At 37.5% G+C, this 18,719-nt stretch carries 18 protein-coding genes; 5 read left to right on the top strand and 13 right to left on the bottom strand.

The features are described 5' to 3' along the window. Positions 1–249: 249 nt before the first annotated feature. The 5 genes from MKY37_RS12640 to MKY37_RS12620 all read right to left on the bottom strand — a co-directional run bounded on the left by MKY37_RS12640 (position 250) and on the right by MKY37_RS12620 (position 5,142). Positions 250–1,542, bottom strand: a complete 1,293-nt coding sequence (locus tag MKY37_RS12640) for an ABC transporter permease (RefSeq protein ID WP_340777602.1) — start codon at positions 1,540–1,542, stop codon at positions 250–252. Next, positions 1,532–2,230: an ABC transporter ATP-binding protein gene (locus MKY37_RS12635; RefSeq protein ID WP_340777599.1), complete on the bottom strand. Its 699-nt coding sequence runs from the start codon at positions 2,228–2,230 to the stop codon at positions 1,532–1,534. The genes MKY37_RS12640 and MKY37_RS12635 overlap by 11 nt, the downstream gene beginning before the upstream one ends. Positions 2,231–3,111: 881 nt before the next feature. After that, positions 3,112–3,903: a hypothetical protein gene (locus tag MKY37_RS12630; protein WP_340777597.1), complete on the bottom strand. Its 792-nt coding sequence runs from the start codon at positions 3,901–3,903 to the stop codon at positions 3,112–3,114. Continuing rightward, the gene (locus MKY37_RS12625; protein WP_340777595.1) at positions 3,896–4,768 is read right to left on the bottom strand and encodes an ABC transporter ATP-binding protein; all 873 of its coding nucleotides are present in this window, start codon (positions 4,766–4,768) and stop codon (positions 3,896–3,898) included. The genes MKY37_RS12630 and MKY37_RS12625 overlap by 8 nt, the downstream gene beginning before the upstream one ends. Beyond that, positions 4,765–5,142, bottom strand: coding sequence for a GntR family transcriptional regulator (locus MKY37_RS12620; protein ID WP_340777593.1), 378 nt, complete (start codon positions 5,140–5,142; stop codon positions 4,765–4,767). The genes MKY37_RS12625 and MKY37_RS12620 overlap by 4 nt, the downstream gene beginning before the upstream one ends. A 191-nt stretch (positions 5,143–5,333) precedes the next feature. On the opposite strand from MKY37_RS12620, the gene MKY37_RS12615 reads away from it, so the two are divergent. Further along, on the top strand, positions 5,334–5,831 hold the full coding sequence (locus MKY37_RS12615; protein WP_340777591.1) for a sigma-70 family RNA polymerase sigma factor: 498 nt from the start codon (positions 5,334–5,336) through the stop codon (positions 5,829–5,831). Next, the gene (locus tag MKY37_RS12610) at positions 5,828–6,712 is read left to right on the top strand and encodes a DUF3298 and DUF4163 domain-containing protein (protein ID WP_340777589.1); all 885 of its coding nucleotides are present in this window, start codon (positions 5,828–5,830) and stop codon (positions 6,710–6,712) included. Before MKY37_RS12615 ends, MKY37_RS12610 begins: the two co-directional genes overlap by 4 nt. A 147-nt stretch (positions 6,713–6,859) precedes the next feature. On the opposite strand, the gene MKY37_RS12605 is transcribed toward MKY37_RS12610, so the two are convergent. The 5 genes from MKY37_RS12605 to MKY37_RS12585 all read right to left on the bottom strand — a co-directional run bounded on the left by MKY37_RS12605 (position 6,860) and on the right by MKY37_RS12585 (position 11,860). Continuing rightward, positions 6,860–7,351, bottom strand: coding sequence for a PCYCGC motif-containing (lipo)protein (locus MKY37_RS12605; protein ID WP_340777587.1), 492 nt, complete (start codon positions 7,349–7,351; stop codon positions 6,860–6,862). Between the two features lie 9 nt (positions 7,352–7,360). Continuing rightward, positions 7,361–8,737 carry a class II fumarate hydratase gene (fumC, locus tag MKY37_RS12600; RefSeq protein ID WP_340777585.1) on the bottom strand — a complete coding sequence of 459 codons (1,377 nt, stop codon included), beginning with the start codon at positions 8,735–8,737 and terminating at the stop codon, positions 7,361–7,363. A gap of 14 nt (positions 8,738–8,751) precedes the next feature. Next, the gene (locus MKY37_RS12595; protein ID WP_340777582.1) at positions 8,752–9,687 is read right to left on the bottom strand and encodes an HD-GYP domain-containing protein; all 936 of its coding nucleotides are present in this window, start codon (positions 9,685–9,687) and stop codon (positions 8,752–8,754) included. Positions 9,688–9,813: 126 nt separating this feature from the next. Beyond that, entirely contained in the window at positions 9,814–11,331 is a 1,518-nt protein-coding gene (locus MKY37_RS12590) for a flotillin family protein (RefSeq protein WP_340777580.1), read from the bottom strand. Positions 11,332–11,350: 19 nt separating this feature from the next. After that, complete coding sequence (locus tag MKY37_RS12585) at positions 11,351–11,860, bottom strand: hypothetical protein (protein WP_340777578.1); 510 nt, start codon at positions 11,858–11,860, stop codon at positions 11,351–11,353. Between the two features lie 303 nt (positions 11,861–12,163). Between MKY37_RS12585 and MKY37_RS12580 the strand changes: the two genes are divergently transcribed. Next, entirely contained in the window at positions 12,164–12,784 is a 621-nt protein-coding gene (locus MKY37_RS12580; RefSeq protein ID WP_340777576.1) for a DUF47 domain-containing protein, read from the top strand. 12 nt (positions 12,785–12,796) lie between these two features. Beyond that, entirely contained in the window at positions 12,797–13,795 is a 999-nt protein-coding gene (locus tag MKY37_RS12575) for an inorganic phosphate transporter (RefSeq protein ID WP_340777574.1), read from the top strand. A gap of 237 nt (positions 13,796–14,032) precedes the next feature. Here the strand turns inward: MKY37_RS12575 and MKY37_RS12570 are convergent, their stop codons facing one another. Continuing rightward, the gene (locus MKY37_RS12570; RefSeq protein ID WP_340777572.1) at positions 14,033–14,665 is read right to left on the bottom strand and encodes a pentapeptide repeat-containing protein; all 633 of its coding nucleotides are present in this window, start codon (positions 14,663–14,665) and stop codon (positions 14,033–14,035) included. Between the two features lie 105 nt (positions 14,666–14,770). Here MKY37_RS12570 and MKY37_RS12565 point away from each other — a divergent pair, with 105 nt between their 5' ends. Then, positions 14,771–16,900, top strand: coding sequence for an MMPL family transporter (locus MKY37_RS12565; protein WP_340777569.1), 2,130 nt, complete (start codon positions 14,771–14,773; stop codon positions 16,898–16,900). A gap of 115 nt (positions 16,901–17,015) precedes the next feature. Here the strand turns inward: MKY37_RS12565 and MKY37_RS12560 are convergent, their stop codons facing one another. Both MKY37_RS12560 and MKY37_RS12555 read right to left on the bottom strand, forming a co-directional pair. Beyond that, positions 17,016–17,621 carry an alpha/beta hydrolase gene (locus MKY37_RS12560; protein ID WP_340777567.1) on the bottom strand — a complete coding sequence of 202 codons (606 nt, stop codon included), beginning with the start codon at positions 17,619–17,621 and terminating at the stop codon, positions 17,016–17,018. Positions 17,622–17,678: 57 nt separating this feature from the next. After that, positions 17,679–18,719: a beta-carotene 15,15'-monooxygenase gene (locus MKY37_RS12555; protein WP_340777565.1), complete on the bottom strand. Its 1,041-nt coding sequence runs from the start codon at positions 18,717–18,719 to the stop codon at positions 17,679–17,681.

Genomic DNA, 18,719 nt, shown 5'->3' with positions numbered 1-18,719 from the left:
TCTAGCGTTTCCGAAGTGCTTTGGACAGAACTTGTCGCTATATTATTACCCCGTGAATTTTTAGAGATGCTGGTTGGTTGTGACATCCGTCACAACCAACCAGCATCCTTTTTTTCGGTAACCTTATGGCGTTCGTCTGTCCGTCGCCCTTCTGCAACGCTTAGAAACAGATTAGTGCGTTACTTTCCTATCTCTTGAAAAAGAGTAAGTAAGAAATGTCTTAAGACACTTCTTACTTACTCTTTTCTTTTATAATTCCTGACGTAATGCTTGAATCACGTCAATTTTAGTTGCTTTGCGTGCTGGTCTCCAGCCGGAGATCATTGCTACTCCGATACTAATAGCAGACGCTAAAACTACTAGCTGCCAAGGGATTAATGAAAATGTAATAGATAAGTCTTGAAGTCCATCCTCCCCTAATGCAGCCCCAACAACCATTGGTAGCAGCCAGTTAGCAAGATAGCTCACTGCATATGAAATGATGACCGCAAGGACAGTACCAATTATGCCAATCCATGCACTTTCCATTAAGAACAATCGTTGAATTAGTTTAGGGCTAGCTCCAATTGCTTTCATCACGCCAATTTCACGAGTTCTTTCAGTTACTGCCATTGTCATTGTGTTGAAAATACCAATAGATGATATAAGAATTGCAATTGTTCCAACGAAGATTAATCCAATTTTAAATGCCATAAAGAATACATCGATTTGCTCTAATTGCTCTGATACAGAATAGACGCTATAGCCCATATCCTTTAAGTCTTTTGTTACTGATTTCACATGCTCTAAACTAGATGTATAGATTTTAGTAGTTGTGTAAGTAAAGTTTTCCGGAATTTCTTCTACATTTGCTTCATAAGCTCCTGTTAATTCTGGTAGCCATGATTTATCCATTAAAATGCTTTGATCTACAATCCAGTCTTTTGCTGGATTATCCATTACACCTACAACTGTAAAATTCCATTTTTCTGGGAAAGTATTATCTGAATCATATGATTGCAATGACAATGAAACTGTTTCGCCGATAACCGACTTTTCATAACCCTTTGGAAGATCTGCCTCTTCAACAACTTCTTCCATTTTTGCACGGTCTTCATCTGTCCATAAATTCTGTGCAAAGTGGTACCCTACTACTATTTCCGATTCATTTTGTGGTAATCGTCCTTCTGATAATTTAAGGTTTGATTGTTCTTCCTCTTTCATATCAGTTAATTGCAAGTTTCCTTGTATCGTACGGTCCTCTAAATGGAAGGTTGTCATAACTTCCATGCTTGTTCTTTGAACGATTGCGCCCACATATGGTACAGATTTGATTTCTTGCAGATTTAATTCTTCATTTTCATTCGGGTAAACTTCTACTTCCGTGATGGCTTGATCTTGGAGGATTTCGTTGCGCATAGTATCTTGTATACCAAATCCAATCGAAGCTAACACGATTAAAAACGCACAGCCCATTGTTGCGGCAAGCACTGTCATAAATACACGTAACTTATTTTTCTTAATATGTTGTCGAACAAAGTCGACTTGATCTTTAAATAACATGTTTAGTGTCTCCTTTCACTAATTCCCCGTCACGCATTTTAAATGTTCTATGTGCAATGCTTGCTACTTCCTCGTCGTGCGTGATCATCACAAATGTTACGCCTAGTGTTTGATTTAATTTTTGTATTAACAATAAAATATCCTGCTCGGTTTCGGAATCTAGACTTCCAGTTGGCTCATCTGCAAACAGTATAGGTGGGTTAGTAATTAGGGCACGTGCAATACTTACACGTTGCTGCTGTCCTCCAGATAATTCATTTGGATAATGGTCTCCAACCTCTGTTAGCCCTACCTTGTCCATCATTTGCCCGACACTTGCTTTTCTTTCCTTCGGGGATATACCCTTTAGCTTCAAAGGTAGCTCTACATTTTCAAAAGCGGTTAATCCAGGCATCAGTTGAAAGTTTTGAAAGATGAAGCCGAAATTGTTTAAGCGAAACGCCGCTCTTTCCGTTTCATTTAAATTAGCTGTTTCTTGCCCATTCACTGTAATTGAACCTTGTTCGGGACTCATAAATCCCGCTATTGTGTGTAGCAAAGTCGACTTGCCAGAGCCACTTTTCCCTACAATAGCCACGATTTCTCCCTTTTCCACTTCGAATGATAAACCTTTTAAAACCGGCACTTTTTTCTCTTTTCCTTTTTTTCCTATTAGAAATGTATGATTCACTTGATTTACTTGTATCATTATTTACCCTCCCGTTTCGCTACTTCACTCATTGTACCCGCCATTTCTTAACATTCTAGAAGGATAAAAATGAAGAAATTCTTAAGATAGTTTGAAATGTGGAGGACGCCCGTTGGCCTCGACTAGCGTTGGAAGAATGACGGTAAAGGCGTACTTTGCCTTTATCCGACATTCTGTAACGACTCGAGGGGTTGGCGTCCGGAACTAGATAATAAGAAAAACCGAGCAAGAAGATGCCCCGTCCTTTAAGAACAGAAACGTAGATATGCCGCTGATTTCCGCTCCGAGCGGACGCTTTCCGTGGGCACGTCTTCAGCCGCTTCCCTTGCTCCTGCGCAAGCTCGTCGCAAAAAAGATTTTCGCTACGCTTAGTCCAGGGTCTTCAGCTCGCGCTGTTCCCACTGGAGTCGCCGCCCTGCTCTCCAATCAACTAGGTCCACTTTAACTAAACGCATAATTGGATATAAAACCACATAAATATACGTGTTTTATCTTAAAATAAGTAATGATGAAATGGACACTTGTAAAAGAAAATCTACTTTTTCCTTTCATTAAAATAGGATTCCTAACCGGGCTCGTCTACTCTTTTCATCTGAGCGAGAGGCTATGTTAAATCTTAGTACTACTCACTTAATTGATTGTAGTGAAATTTGGCGACTCCAGCGGGATAAGCGAGAAAGTCGAGACCCCGCAAGGAGCGTAGCGAATGAGGAGGCTCGACCTCGCCCGCGGAAAGCGTCCACATGTAACGTAAATCATAGGGATTATTCCGCCTTGAAAGTTTAGTGAACCCAGTAATCATAGGACATTTTTATATACTTTCTTCCTTTAAAATAAAAAAAGTGCACAAAGTTTTCACTTCGTACACTCACATCACTTTATTACATTTTAATAGCCACTCTCTTCGTAAGCTGGCGGATGAGCCATAGAACTATAATTATCATTACTACTATTCCTAGTATGGATATAGGTAACGAAAAGTCGTACGAGGAGAATCTGTCTGCTACCGGAAGTCCTAACCCTATACTTAATAATGCATTCTCTAAAAGGACCAAGACAATTGAAATTGCGATAAACACTATCCCGATTACAACACCAAAACGATAAAAAGCACTTCCTATTAACCAACCTAGTAGATAAAACGTTAAAAGGTTTAAAGTAACGATGAAGATCGCTAACAACCAGCTACTTTGAGGGTCGACATAAGGAGCTATAATAATGGATTGAATGATTTCACTAATAATTCCATCGTCCTCTACGTCGACTTTTTCTCCAAAAGTCGTCGAAAATATAGTAGACATATTAAATATTTTCAAGACAAGTAATTCAATTACAGAGACTATACCTGAAATCACTGGAAGCGCAATAGAAAGCCCTATAGAAGCAAGTGCTGCTCCTTTAAAATAATCTTTTCTTGTTACACCATTACTGACGTAGTGAGGCAAAAAGCCATATGATGAAATTATACCCACTACAAGCATGAATATATTAGACGCTACAAATGTCGAGACAAAATACAATTCTATATCATTATCATTGTTAATAGCTAAGACTATTTTTACTATATGAATTGCGAACATTATTCCTAAGAAGCCAAATGCCCAAAATAGTTGGACCCAGAACAAATCTGTTGCTACCTTCGGAAAAATCGATGCTTTTTTCAACTTAGTCATCCCCCTCTGTCAAATGTATAAACAGATCTTGAAGTGAAATTGGACCAACCTCAAGTCCCTTTTGCTGAGCCGCTTTTCGGTCACGATCATTCAGTTCTCCATATACCATAACGGACTTCGTATTCCCCAATTGTTGAGTATTTAACTGTTTCATCGGGCGTACAAATTCATCTACAATCTCGGTCGCACCTGTAATGGAGGACCCTTTTGTTATTAGTGACTCAAAATCCTCTTGCAATACAATACTTCCTTTATGCAAAATGATTACTTCATCAAACAAGTAATCCATTTCGGATACAAGATGTGTAGATAATATAATGATGCGCGGGTGGTTTGATTGGTCCTCTAACAATTCACGGTAAAATATATCTCTAGTTGGGGCATCCATCCCAAGGTAGGCCTCATCAAATATCGTAATCGGGGACCTGCTTGCTAGGCCAATCGTTACGTTTAGCGCAGACTGCATACCCTTTGAGAATTCTTTTATTGGTTTTTTTAACGGGAGTTTGAACTTTTGCACTAAATAGTCAGCGTACTTTGCATCAAACTGTGAACGGTATCGCGCTACATACTCTAGTGTTTCTTTTACATTATCTGATTCCTCTTTATAGTCTTTATTGAAGATGAAAGATACATGTTGCATTATTTCCGCATTTTCGAATGGGGCTTCGCCACCTATTGTGACAGTTCCACTTGTTTGCTCGCGGAATGAAGCCAAGATAGAAAGTAGAGATGTTTTTCCAGCACCATTTCTACCTAATAGCCCGTAAACTTTTGGCTCATTTAGCATGAACGAAACATCCTTTAATGCGGAGTAGGAACCATAGGTTAAGCCTAAATTGTTTACTGAAACATTTAAAGTCATTGAGAATCACTCCTTTTCACTTTGCTTAATAGCTCGACGATTTCGTTTTCGGTTATACCTAATTTCTCGGCTTCTCTCACTAGACCCACGATATAATCATCTACGAATGCGTCTTTCCGTTTTTGGACTAGCATCCCTTTAGCTCCTTCTGCTACGAACATCCCTATCCCTCTTTTTTTAAATAATATTCCTTCTTCTACTAATTGATTGACCCCTTTTGATACGGTTGCATGATTAATCTTGTAAAAGCTAACCAATTGATTCGTAGAAGGTGCCTGCTCCCCCTCTTTTAATTGATCGTTTACAATTTGATCTTCGATTTTTTCTCGTATTTGCAAATAGATCGGTTTGTCATGGTCGAAAATTGTGCTCACTACAAAAACCTCTCTCCTTATCACTTATATGGTTATATACTTATGTGTATAACCATAACAGTTGAAGTAATTTTCGTCAAGCAGAAGCTTTATCATTTAAATTAATAAAAGGCAAACTTTCTTTCAGCCAACCCCGTCTAATATTTAGTACGTTCGAACGTTACAGTTAGAAAAAGGAGCACACCCCTGTCATGACAAAATCAGAAAAGTTTCAGCAAGTGGAAAATTATATAGTTGAAAACCAACATGCCCATTATCGGCTGGCCTATAGCTATGTAAAAAATAAGGAATCTGCCTTGGATATTATCCAAGACAGTATTATGAAAGCTTTAAGATCGATTGATTCTCTTGAGCAAACTCAATATTTGAAAACGTGGTTTTATCGTATATTAATAAATACTTCCATAGATTTTATTCATAAAAACAAACGAATGGTTGTAGTGGAGGATGAAGTTTTAGACTTTCATTTACCATCCCAGGAAATGGATGTACCAGATATCGACCTGTACGAGGCAATCGATCATTTAACACCGGAACAGAAAACTCTAATTATCCTTCGTTTTTTTGAGGATATGAAAATAGAGGATATTGCGAAGATGCTTGGTGTAAACCAAAACACAATCAAAACAAGATTATATGCTGCTTTAAGGAAATTACGCACCAATATGGAAGAGAAGGTGAAAGTATGAGTAAATTAAATGATTCTAAAAAACAATATAATGATATTGAAATACCAACAGAGCTAAAGCAAGTAGTAAGTAAATCCGTTCAAACTGTAAAAAGAGAACAATCGAAGAAAAAACCGTCTTTCAAAAAGTTTGGAATTGGAGTTGTTGCAGCTGCAGCAATCTTTGTAGCAAGCGTTAATATGAACCCTGCCCTTGCCCAATCACTTTCCGTAGTGCCTATTCTTGGATCCATCGTTCAAGTCGTTTCGATACAAGAAATAACTATAGAAGAGGACACATATAACGCGGACTTGAAAACACCAAATGTAACTGGACTAACTAATAAAGAATTAGAAAATAGTCTAAATGAAAAATATATTGCAGAAAACAAAGAACTTTATGAAGGCTTCCAAAAAGAGATGGAGGCTTTGAAGGAAGCGGGCGGTGGTCATCTTGGTGTCGCATCTACGTATGAAGTAGTGACGGATACAGATGAGATTCTATCGATTAGCCGCTACGCAGTGAATATAGTAGGTTCTTCATCTACAACGATGAGGATAGATACGATTGATAAAAAAAATGAAGTCCTTATCACATTACCTAGTCTATTTAAAGACGACAAAGGATACATCGAGACAATCTCCACGTATATTAAGGGTGAAATGAAAAAAGAAATGGCTGCAGATGAAATGAACATGTACTGGATTGCCGGTGAAGAAGATAGTTTTGATGGTTTTGATACCATTCGACCAGACCAAACATTCTCTATTACTTCAGATCATAAGCTAACCATTTCCTTCGATAAATATGAAGTGGCGCCAGGTAGTATGGGCGTTATTACATTTGAAATACCAACGGATGTTATAAAGGAAGAGTTAATTAGTGATTATTATATTAAGTGATTCCAATGATATTCGAACGATTATCATTTATATTCAGCCGGTTACTTGCTTATCCAACCAATAATCGGACTGATTTAACCGATTTTCAAAATAACACTCACAAAAAACGCTCCTTCTCACAATATGTGAAAAGGAGCAGTTTTTTTTTTATGAAGGCATTGGTGTTTTGGTTGGTGCCGCATACCCTTCCTTATATGTTTCATCGATTGTATTACGAATTTCTACTAGTGACTTTCCTTCTTGGATCATCTGGATGGATGTGATAGCCGTTTCTAGGCAGGCTGCACAACGAGTTCCATGATCATCCCAAACGACTTCCCCATTTTCTTTTATTTCATGAACGAAGCAGTTGAAATTACTTTCGTGACCTGCACTATCTCCGCAGCCACAATAGCAAGGCATCCACTTTAGCACATCATTTGCCTTTGCAGCGGCTTGATAGACAAGCTTCATGTCCTCGGACTGTGTTTCTAAGAAAGCTGGCAAAACATCTGTTGATGCTGTAGTTTCTTGCAAATCGCCATTTTCTAAATGACCTACGTGACCCTCGTGCTCTTCATGATTTTCTTGCTCATTTTCCTTACCACATGCCGATAGCACTAATATACAGCTTAATAGAATAAATAATATTTTTTTCATAATTACCTCTTAAATCATATTTTCAGGTCGGACAATTTCATCGAATTTATCAGCAGTCAGAAGATCTAATTCGATTGCCGCCTCTTTTAATGTTGTTCCGTTTTTATGGGCATGTTTTGCGATTTTAGCTGCATTTTCATATCCAATATATGGATTCAACGCAGTTACTAACATTAGTGAGTTATCTACGTGATGCTTAATCGTATCTAGGTTAGGTTCAATTCCAACTGCACAATTATTATTGAAGCTTAGAATGGCATCACTTAATAACCCAACTGATTGTAAGAAATTGTGAATGATAACTGGTTTAAATACATTCAATTGATAATTCCCTTGGCTTGCTGCAAAGCTGATGGTTGTGTCATTACCCATTACTTGTGCAACAACCATTGTCATTGCTTCACTTTGGGTTGGGTTTACTTTACCTGGCATAATGGAGCTTCCTGGTTCATTTTCCGGTATTGAGATTTCACCAATTCCCGAGCGAGGACCACTTGCTAGTAAGCGAACATCATTCGCAATTTTCATCAAGTCAGCTGCTAATGCCTTTACTGCCCCGTGGACGTAAACAACATCATCATAGCTTGTTAAAGAATGGAACTTGTTTTTGGCTGATGTAAATTCGATTCCTAGAGCTTTAGAAATTTCAGCCGCCACTTGGTCACCAAAGCCTTTTGGCGCATTTAATCCTGTACCAACAGCTGTTCCACCGATTGCAAGCTCCTTCATATCTTCTACACTTTGTGAAATCATTTTCGCTGATTTTTCTAACATTCTATGCCATCCACTAAACTCTTGTCCAAGTGAAAGAGGTGTTGCATCCTGTAAATGTGTACGACCGATTTTGACAATGTCCATAAATTGTTCGGATTTTTTGCCCAGCGTTTCCTTCAATACACCAATTGCTGGTAGTAGCTGGTTCTCTACTGCAAGTACTCCTGCGATATGAAGCGCTGTTGGGAAGGTGTCGTTAGAGCTTTGTGATTTGTTCACATCATCGTTAGGATGAAGACGTTCTTCGCTCCCCTTTTCCTCAAGTATTTGGTTTCCTCTATGAGCGATAACTTCATTTACATTCATATTAGATTGTGTACCACTACCTGTTTGCCAAACAACTAACGGAAAATGCGCATCTAGTTTCCCAGCTAGTATTTCATCTGCTGCTTCTGCGATAGCATCTTTTTTTGCTTCTGATAGGTTTCCTAGCGAATGACTAACGATTGCTGCAGATTTTTTTAAAAGGGCCAAACCATGAACTACCCCAATTGGCATCTTTTCTATACCAATTTTAAAGTTTTGTTTGGATCTTTGCGTTTGTGCTCCCCAAAGACTATCTTCTGGAACTTTAATTTCCCCCATAGAGTCATGCTCAATACGATAAGACATTAACCTCGCTCCTTTTAAATCCATTTATTTTGTTTTTCTTCAAGCATTGCCAAAAATTCATCCACTACCTCAGGGTGAAATTGAGTGCCTCTTCCATCTTTCATCTCTTGAATGGCCTCCTCAGTCGTCATTGCCTTACGGTATACCCGATTCGTGGTCATTGCATCGAATGCATCCACCACCGAAACGATAGAAGCTTCTATGGAAATTTCATTCCCTATTAAACCATATGGATATCCCTTTCCATCATACCTTTCATGATGTTCTTCTACAATAAAAGCGGCTTTACGCATTCGCTCTATTTCATGATTGCGCATCATCTCTGCCCCTAAAGTTGTATGCATTTTAATGACTTTCCATTCATCTTCTGTTAGTTTACCCGTTTTGTTCAATATTTCTATAGGGATTGCTAGCTTACCAATATCGTGAAAATAGGAACCCACCGTTAGAATAGCAACCCCTTGTCCTTTTGGTTTCATTCTTTTCCATAGTTCAATAGAATAATCACAGATTCGTGAGCAATGATGATAAGTATACCCGTCCACTTCTTGAATTCGCTTAGCATCTCGTTGAATTATCTCACGCTCTGAAAAGCTTTTATCAAATCTCGAGGAAGTCATTTCAAATAATATCTCCACATGTGATTCTGTATTACAAGTGATAATCCCGCCGCACTCATTTAAATCAATTACATCACCTCTATGCAGTGTCGACTTTTGACCATCCAGCTCTATTTCTAAAACACCATTTAAAATTGTATAACGCTCCACAAAATCAGCAGAATTATTTGAGTTATAATAGAACCAAGTAGTTGTATTAGGAAACAATGTGTATAAAGAGTAAGAAATATTTTCTGCACTTCCAAGAAATGTAGTAACCGATTGATCTGTAAATACTCTTGGAAGATATGCTTTCATCCGTATATCCTTTATCTGTTCAACTGTTAGCATATTTTACCCCCTATACTTATGACAACATTCTGCTTTATCTGCTTTTATTATACAATTCAAACAACTTAAATGAAATACAATAAAAAGAACCTATGAATATTTTCATAGGTTTTTTGCCTTAAAACGTTATGGAGTTTCATTTATACTTTTTATTTCTTCCGTTAACCGTTCTATACTTGGACGAACATTTCCTTTCCCCGCATAGCTTTCTAGCATTTCCTTTACATCGATTCCAGAGGAGGCCTTTAGCGTTTCTTGAAGAGTAGACATCAAGTTCGTTGCATAAGAGGTGACTTTGTTGGCCCCTCCACCCTCTCCGCCACCAGTGTCGACAACCGTAATTTTGTCGATATTTGAAAGTGGACTAGCAATTTGCTTAGCGTATTCAGGAAGCATATGAACAATCATATCGAGAACAGCCGCTTGACCGTACATTTCAAAAGCCTCAGCTATCTTACGTTTTGCTTCTGCCTCTGCAAGTCCTTTAAGTCGAATAACATCGGCCTCTGACTCCCCTTGTGCTCGTTGTGAATCCGCTTTTGCTTGACCATCTAAACGAACCTTCTCTGCATCCGCTTTTGCTTTTGCTTCAATTCGATACTTCTCTGCATCTGCCTCTGCTATCTCACGTGACTTAGAAGCTTCTGCATTTTGTTCAATAGCATAACGATCTGCATCGGCTTTTTTCTTCACTTCAGAGTCATATTGCTTCTCTCTTCTTAGAATTTCTTTTTCTTCTAGCTCTATTTGCTTTTGACGTTCAATAATTTGAATTTGCATTTCTTGCTCGGTTACTTCTTGCTTTGACCGTGCAGTTTCAAGTTCATATGCTTGGTCAGCACGAGCTTTAGCAATGTCTTGCTCACGGCGATATTCCGCAACCTTCAGTTGGTTGTCTTTTTCCGCTTCAGCAATTTCTGTTGCTCTTTCGATTTCAGCTCTCTGCGCATCCTTAGAGGCTTCTGCACGTTTAATACGTGTTTCTTTTTCTGCCTCCGCTGTTGCGATATCCGCGTCACGCTTAACTTGCGCAATTCTCGGCTTTCCTAGGGAGTCCAAATATCCGTTTTTATCACGTACATCTTTAATTGTAAAAGATACAATGATTAACCCCATTTTCGCTAAATCCTGGGAGGCTACACGTTGTACTTCCTGCGAAAATTTATCTCGATTTTTGTAAATTTCCTCTACGGTCATGGAGCCTAAGATAGAACGTAGATGACCTTCCAATACTTCCTTCGCTTCGTTTTCACGGTCTGCCTTTGATTTACCTAAAAACTGTTCCGCAGCAGTAGCGATTTCCGAAATAGAACCACCAATTTTAAAAATTGCCGTTCCATCCGCCATTACAGGAACACCTTGCTCAGTATATACTTCTGGTGTAGTAACTTCTAATTTACTAGAAAGTAAGCTTAGCGGTTCAGCTTGTTGGAACACTGGAAATATAAATGTACCTCCACCACGAATAATTTTAATGCGATTACCAGAATCGTCTGTATGGACATTCTTAGATCCTAAATAGCTCCCTGTTACAATTAGCGCCTCATCTGGTCCTACCGTACGATATTTTGTAATAAAAACAGCTAACATTGCAACTATAACAAACACTACTATCCCAATAACTATCAACATTTCCATTTGCATTTCTAATTCCCCCTTTTATCTATACTAACGGTAAGTATTCCTTTACTAAAAAAGTTCCATTATCAAAATCTATGATAAGTACCTGTTTATCGTACTCAATTTCTTCATTGTCATAGCCTGCTGCTCTTTTAGAAATTACTCCACTTACCGTTTCTATTACTATTTCTCCAAACCCATCTGATGGTATCGGAATTATGACTCTTCCAACTTGACCTTGCAGAGATTCGTTTGTATATGCTGTGGAAACCTCTGCTGATGCAAGCGGAACTAATATAAAGAAGTAAAGTAAGAAAGTTAATATACTAGAAATAATGAGAGCTGCCATAATAACAAATTTCTCGTCCCAATCCGTTAGTTTTAATAGTATAAAACCGGATGCACATATAAATAATAAGAAAGAAAGAATCGTTGTCGGATTGAAAATGCCGCCATCCATTCCATCGATTGCATCTGCAAACAACACATACAAAATAGTGATTAAACCTATACCGATTAATCCATATAAATAGACTTGTTCTATTTCACTCACCCCTTTCCACGTTTAAAGTTAACTTAGTAATATATACGGAAATACTTTCAGAAAGTTTCATATATTTCCTTTTTTATAATAGCAATGTAATTCATCGTTTCAATTACATTTAAATTCTATCAATTCTGACAAAAAACGACGTTTTTCGACTAAAAATGGGCTTATTTGTTCTATTTTCGAGTTCTAATGTTACAGTATTGTAAATTTCGATAATCTAGAGTAAAAATTGTGTTGATTTTGTATTTTTTTTGGTATGCTATTTGAGGAAAAAGTAAACATATTAATTAAGTCCAGGAGGCTTTTATGATTAGTTCAAAAAAACCAGATCCATTTTTCGTATCTCTATTAAAAATTGCAGAAAACGTACGTGATAGCGCTCATTATGCAGATGATTTTCGTATTAATACGGTTGCAGATTTAAAAGAAATCAGCGTTCACTTAAAAAATTACGAAACAGCGGGAGATACTTTAATACATGAATTGATCGTTATGTTAAATAAATCCTTTATGACACCAATTGAACGTGAAGATATTCTTGAACTTGCGATTCGTATGGATGACATTTTGGATGGTATTGATAATTTCACAGCTCACTTGGAAATGTTTTCATTGATTGAAATTGATGAATCTATGCGCACATTCTTAGGTTATATTGTGAAAAGCACGGATGAAATCGTTAAAGCGATGGAACTCTTAGCTACTAAAAAACTTCTGAAAATGCATGAACATTCTATACTTATAAAAGATTATGAAAGAAAATGTGATGAGGTGCTTCGCTCATCGATTAAACAATTATTCTTGAACGAAAAAGATCCTATACGCATTATTCAATTCAAAGATATATATGAACAACTAGAAGAAATCGCTGATTATTGCCAAAACGTAGCTAATACGTTGGAAACAATTATTATGCGAAATGCGTAGGAGTATACGCTTATGGAAACAATATTTATATTAACCATTCTAGTAGTAGTCTTTGCTCTTGCATTTGACTTTATCAATGGATTTCATGATACAGCAAACGCCATTGCCACATCCGTATCAACAAGAGCTCTAAAGCCTAGAGTGGCTGTACTAATGGCAGCAATAATGAACTTTGTTGGTGCTTTAACATTTACTGGAGTAGCTAAAACGATTACAAAAGATATTGTGGATCCTTTTGCCTTGCAAAATGGTTCGCTTATTATTTTAGCGGCATTACTCTCAGCGATTATCTGGAATCTAGTTACATGGTATTTCGGGATTCCTTCCAGTTCTTCTCATACGTTAATCGGCTCTATCGCCGGAGCGGCAGTTTCATCTGCTGGCTTTGCAATTTTGAACTGGGAAGGTTTCATCAAAATCATTCAAGCGTTACTCATTTCACCATTTTTAGCCCTTGCTGTCGGCTTTTTAATGATGTCATTATTTAAAGTTATTTTTAAAAACGGGAGTTTATATGGGACAAACAAGAGGTTCCGTATATTCCAAATTGGTACGGCTGCCCTTCAATCCTTTACGCATGGTACGAACGATGCGCAAAAAGCGATGGGTATTATTACAATGGCTTTAATCGCAGCCGAATGGCAAACAAATGACGATATTCAATTATGGGTTCGTATTGCTGCAGCTACTGCAATGGGCCTTGGTACTTCTATTGGTGGGTATAAAATTATTAAAACTGTTGGTGGTAAAATTATGAAAATACGTCCTATTAACGGGGCAGCTGCTGACTTGTCTTCTGCAATGATTATTTTCGGTGCTACCACTATTCATTTACCAGTTTCCACTACACATGTTATTTCTTCCGCTATTATGGGGGTTGGATCAGCACAACGTGTGAAGGGTGTAAAATGGGGAGTTGCTAAAAAAATTGTCTTAACGTGGATTATCACTTTACCTATTTCAGCTGTTATGGCGGGTATTATATTCCAAGTATTAAATTTATTCTTCTAATGTAATGATCCCTTGTCTTTGCGGACAAGGGATTATTTTTTGTTTGGATAGCTATGAATGGTACGGGTTCTCTCGTATATCAGTGGATTACTCTCGTATAACATGCACGCTCTCGTATAGGAGCTGATTACTCTCGTATAGCAAGGTCTCTCTCATATAGAACCAGTTCGCTCTCGTATAACAGCAAATCTCTCTCGCATAGGACCTGTACACTCTCGTATAACAACAGACCGCTCTTTATTCTTTGATCTTTAAACCCAGTGATTTTGCAAAGCCGATTGCTTGTTCCGTGGAGACCGTACAACCTTGCATTTTATCTAATGATACGGATAGTTGTTCATACGTATTCGAACTTAAATCGACTCCAGATAAAGCAGTATCTGTAAAATTCGCTTCATTTAATTCACAGCCTTCAAAATTCACCTTATCAAATGTAGCCTCTATAAAATCCGCACGGTTGAATGCAATTTTAGAGAAGGATACTTTTTTCAATTTAGAAAAACTCATACTCACATAGTTTGCAACCGAATCTACTATCTTCACTTCGGTCATTCTACTTTGGGATATATTGGCTCCTACTAGCTTCGAGCTCAGGATTTCTACTCGATGGAATACCGCGTTCCCAAAATCGACATTGGATAGGTCACATTTTTCAAAAATACAGTCAACAAACTCTACTTGCTGAAAACGGACACCTTCCATAGAGATATCCCGAAAATAAATTTGATCAAAAACAATTTTATCCTCTTGCTCCTCATCTAACTCCAGCTCAGTAACTAGTCCATCTGATACATAATAATCTTCTAAAAGTGCTTTTTGCACATCAAGCTCTTGCAATGATTTTGATATTTTTGGTGCTGCTACCTTCAATGGAATCCCTCCTGTAGAATTACTACTCATATTCTATCATTATATTAGTATCTTTATATCACTTTGTTTTACAATGTAACTAGGCTTTATTTGAGGAGGAATTTTATGACAGGCTTGTCCAATATAGTGACACGTCACTATAAGGCGATATTAGGTATTTGGTTACTTATATTTGTAATTTTGGCAGTGTTGGCTATTCGTTTGCCAGGTCTATTAGAGGGCGATGGATTTAGTACAGACGGAGAACATGCAGAAGTGATGGAGGAATTAACGAAAACATTTGATTTTCCAGCAGAGTCCCTATTTGTCGTTTTTGATCAAACCTCCAATAGTACGATCGAAGACACATTAAATGAGATAGAACAGCTAAATCTTGCAGAGTCTATTCAATCTCCTTTAGAGGATGACTCTTTATATAAAGATCATGTTGCCTATGCCATGCTCCACTTCGACTCCGATGCTGATATGACTGGTGCAGTTGATGACATCAGGGAAGCTATTGACGGAGAGCAAGGAGTTACGTTGACAGGTGGTGCTGCTATTAACAAAGACATTAATAGTGCCAGTCAAAAAGACTTAGCTAGTGCAGAGGCAATAGGCTTACCGATAGCTATTATTGTATTACTACTTGCATTTGGTAGTGTCGTTGCAGCGTTTATCCCACTTGCCATTGGAATTGTAACGGTGGTCTCCGCTTTCGGAGTGATGACCTTATTTAGTGAGACGATGGATTTGTCGATTTTTGTTATGAACATTATCCCGATGCTTGGATTGGCATTAAGCATCGATTTTGCCCTATTACTCATCAATCGCTATAAAGAAGAGCTTGCTAAGAATTCGATAGCAGATGCAGTACAAACTGCTATTCAAACAGCTGGACGATCCATCATATTCTCTGCAATATGTGTATTTATAGGTTTAGGAGCAATGCTTGTCATGCAAGTCGAGATATTCCAAAACATTGCATTAGGTGGAATGCTCGTCGTAACTATTGCGGTATTGGCGTCTATTACTTTGCTCCCCGCTCTATTAATGCTTTTAAAAGAACGTATCAACAAATGGACGATTATTCGTGTAAAACCAGGTGCTACAACTAGATGGCGCAACTTCGCCTCGTTTGTTATGAAACGTCCTGTCACATTAATACTTGTTGCATTAATTATTTTAGGAATTGGGATAATACCAGTAAAGAATATGGAATTGACTATTCCTCAAGTGGACTCCCTTCCAGAGTCTTATGATTCTAGAGAAGCCTATGAGCTAATGGACCAACAATTTGGTTTAGGCGAACAGTCCACTGTTTACATGATTGCCGATCGATCAGATGGCTGGGATAATACTGCTGGCTTAGAGGACATAAAAAACATAGAAAATGAGTTACTCGCAGATAATTATGTCAAGTCGGTTAATACAATTTTCACAGTAAGTGAGATCCCAACCGTAGAGCAATGGGAACAAAGCTTAATGGTGCCAGAAGTCGAAGCTCAACTAACACCTTTAATAGATACATTTGTTCAAGACAATAAATTACTAGTACCAGTAACCCTAAATTTAAACGGTTCTTCCGATGAGGCACAGGACTGGGTACGAGAATGGTCAGAAAAAGATTTAGGCGTCGACTTTAAGCTAGGTGGCCAACCTAAATTCAATCAAGAAATTTTTGATGAAATATTCGACAAAGTAGGTTGGCTATTAGCAATTATTTTAGGCTCTACTTTTATCATTTTAATGATTGCGTTCCGTTCTATTCTAATACCATTGAAAGCGATTATTATGAACATCATTGGTCTAGCTTCCACTTTTGGAATTCTCGTATATATATTCCAATATGGACATTTTGGAATCGAAGAAACTACGATTGCATTAATCATTCCTGTTATTGTATTTAGTCTCGTATTTGGTTTAAGTATGGACTACGAGGTATTTTTAATCTCTCGTATACAGGAGGAATATTTAAAGCACCAAAATAATACATTAGCAACTGTTGATGGTTTGACTTCAACAAGTAAGATCATTACATCTGCAGCCCTAATCATGATTGTTATAACGGGAGCCTTTGCATTTACAGAGGTAATGCCTGTTAAACAGATTGGTGTTGGTATTGCGATTGCCGTAGCGATAGATGCATCTATCATTAGGTTATTGCTTGTTCCAAGTTTAATGAAGCTTTTCGGTAAATGGAACTGGTGGCTTCCTTTTAGAAAAGGGCCTTATAAAGCAAAAAAACTACATTAACTTGTCAAGTAATGGTGTAGTAAGATGTTTACTTGCTTAACAGATAACTTTTCCATAGAAAATCACTCCCAGTATGTAGAAAGCCAAGCAGAGCGAGTCTGCTTGGCTATATTTTTTAGAATTTCGACTGGTACCATTGTTTCGCTGCTTGCACTTCATCTTGAGTTAATTGGTGACCATATGCATGCCAGTAAAGCTCTACCTCTGCTCCCGCTCCTTGCAGCAAGTCCTGTAGATCCTCTGATTCTGTTGCTGGACACATCTGATCATTTTTACCAGCTCCGATGAATACAGGAGTTTTTGGCATATCCGGTAATTCTACACCACGTCTAGGAACCATTGGGTGATGTAAAATGGAACCCTTCAGTACATTTTCATATTCAAATAAAATATTTGCAGCAATATTGGCACCGTTGGAATAACCAATCGCCACTACATTATCTCGATCAAATTCATACTTTACCGCTGCTTCATCGATGAATTTTTTCAATTCTTCCGTTCTAAGCTGTAAATCTTCTAAATCAAAGACCCCTTCCGCTAAACGTTTAAAGAATCGTGGCATTCCATTTTCTAAAACATTTCCGCGCACACTCAAAATATTAGCGGCCGTATCTATTTCTTTACCAAGGCCAACTAAATCATGCTCATTTCCACCTGTTCCGTGTAAAAGTAATAGTGTTGGTCGCGAGGAATCCTCACCTTTATAAAAAACATGGTTCATGTTATAACTCCCTTTCAATTATCTTGAATTTGAGATAATTATAACGGATGCTTATTTCTAGGTCAAATGATTAGTATCCTCTTCATTTGAAAGAATTAACTTCAGTCGGTCCGGTTCATCTACACGAATTGCAAATTCGGTTATACTTTTTTTCATCCCCATAAACATTGTTACCTCAATTGGCATACTGAGGTGTATAATTGCTTGCGGTTCAACAGGTTCAAAATCTTTATATACAAACTGTACCGTATTCTTATTTGGAACTTTTGCTCCCCAGTTTACTTCTTTGATCAAGTTAAGAGGAACAATAATTCTGGTGCTAAGACCCTGTGAAATATACAGTTTTCCGTTTTTAACTTCCAAAGGATATAATTTCATAATTTGAATTTCTGCCAAAAAGAAGAACACTGAGTATATATTTAAGATTAATAATATAATTGATAGGATAAGGGATTTATCATGCAACCACCAATGGAGCCCTATTGTTTCAATAAGAATTGCATGAATCAGCATCATATGGATGGCAATTGCACTTGTTTTTTTATGCATTGTTACAACACCTTCATGATTAGGAGCTTTCTTCTTCCATGAAAAAAATGCATAATACATCATTAGAAATTCGGACATCACAACCCGAATTAATATATTTTTAGTCACTATTTTTTCAACCGATGGAAGTAAACTGAATAATACTCCCTCATTCGCTTGTTTCATTTGTAATCGAATTTTGGGTATTTTCCAAATGACTAAAAAGATTAATATCATTTCTGCGATTATTAATAGCATCTCTATTACGATGCCTGCGTAAAGTATTCCAGTAAACGGGGAAAAAAACTCGTTAGGTATGAATATTCTTGCTATAACTAGACCAGCCACGATTATTCCAATTGTTTGCTTGATGGATAATTTAAAGGCTGCATACATTAAAAGTGGCACTACAATGGCTAAATCAATTAGTGATCCTACTACAGCACCAGTATTGAGTTGCAGAGACAAATAGTCCTGTACAGAGGATTGGTAGATTAAAAAGTTGGTAGAAAGAACTAGGAAAAGTAAAGCAATCGCTATATTTGCATACTTGGTTTTACGATAAACCAT

Source organism: Psychrobacillus sp. FSL K6-2836 (genome assembly GCF_038003085.1).
In the GTDB taxonomy this organism is placed as follows: domain Bacteria; phylum Bacillota; class Bacilli; order Bacillales_A; family Planococcaceae; genus Psychrobacillus.
This window is presented reverse-complemented; position numbering and strand designations above follow the sequence as displayed.

Coding starts and splice junctions, on each gene's coding strand:
- MKY37_RS12615 (WP_340777591.1), top strand. CDS start 5,334: ATGACAAAATCAGAAAAGTTTCAGCAAGTGGAAAATTATATAGTTGAA.
- MKY37_RS12640 (WP_340777602.1), bottom strand. CDS start 1,542: ATGTTATTTAAAGATCAAGTCGACTTTGTTCGACAACATATTAAGAAA.
- MKY37_RS12590 (WP_340777580.1), bottom strand. CDS start 11,331: ATGCAAATGGAAATGTTGATAGTTATTGGGATAGTAGTGTTTGTTATA.
- MKY37_RS12605 (WP_340777587.1), bottom strand. CDS start 7,351: ATGAAAAAAATATTATTTATTCTATTAAGCTGTATATTAGTGCTATCG.
- MKY37_RS12555 (WP_340777565.1), bottom strand. CDS start 18,719: ATGGTTTATCGTAAAACCAAGTATGCAAATATAGCGATTGCTTTACTT.
- MKY37_RS12635 (WP_340777599.1), bottom strand. CDS start 2,230: ATGATACAAGTAAATCAAGTGAATCATACATTTCTAATAGGAAAAAAA.
- MKY37_RS12560 (WP_340777567.1), bottom strand. CDS start 17,621: ATGAACCATGTTTTTTATAAAGGTGAGGATTCCTCGCGACCAACACTA.
- MKY37_RS12575 (WP_340777574.1), top strand. CDS start 12,797: ATGGAAACAATATTTATATTAACCATTCTAGTAGTAGTCTTTGCTCTT.
- MKY37_RS12610 (WP_340777589.1), top strand. CDS start 5,828: ATGAGTAAATTAAATGATTCTAAAAAACAATATAATGATATTGAAATA.
- MKY37_RS12595 (WP_340777582.1), bottom strand. CDS start 9,687: ATGCTAACAGTTGAACAGATAAAGGATATACGGATGAAAGCATATCTT.
- MKY37_RS12625 (WP_340777595.1), bottom strand. CDS start 4,768: ATGACTTTAAATGTTTCAGTAAACAATTTAGGCTTAACCTATGGTTCC.
- MKY37_RS12580 (WP_340777576.1), top strand. CDS start 12,164: ATGATTAGTTCAAAAAAACCAGATCCATTTTTCGTATCTCTATTAAAA.
- fumC (WP_340777585.1), bottom strand. CDS start 8,737: ATGTCTTATCGTATTGAGCATGACTCTATGGGGGAAATTAAAGTTCCA.
- MKY37_RS12565 (WP_340777569.1), top strand. CDS start 14,771: ATGACAGGCTTGTCCAATATAGTGACACGTCACTATAAGGCGATATTA.
- MKY37_RS12630 (WP_340777597.1), bottom strand. CDS start 3,903: ATGACTAAGTTGAAAAAAGCATCGATTTTTCCGAAGGTAGCAACAGAT.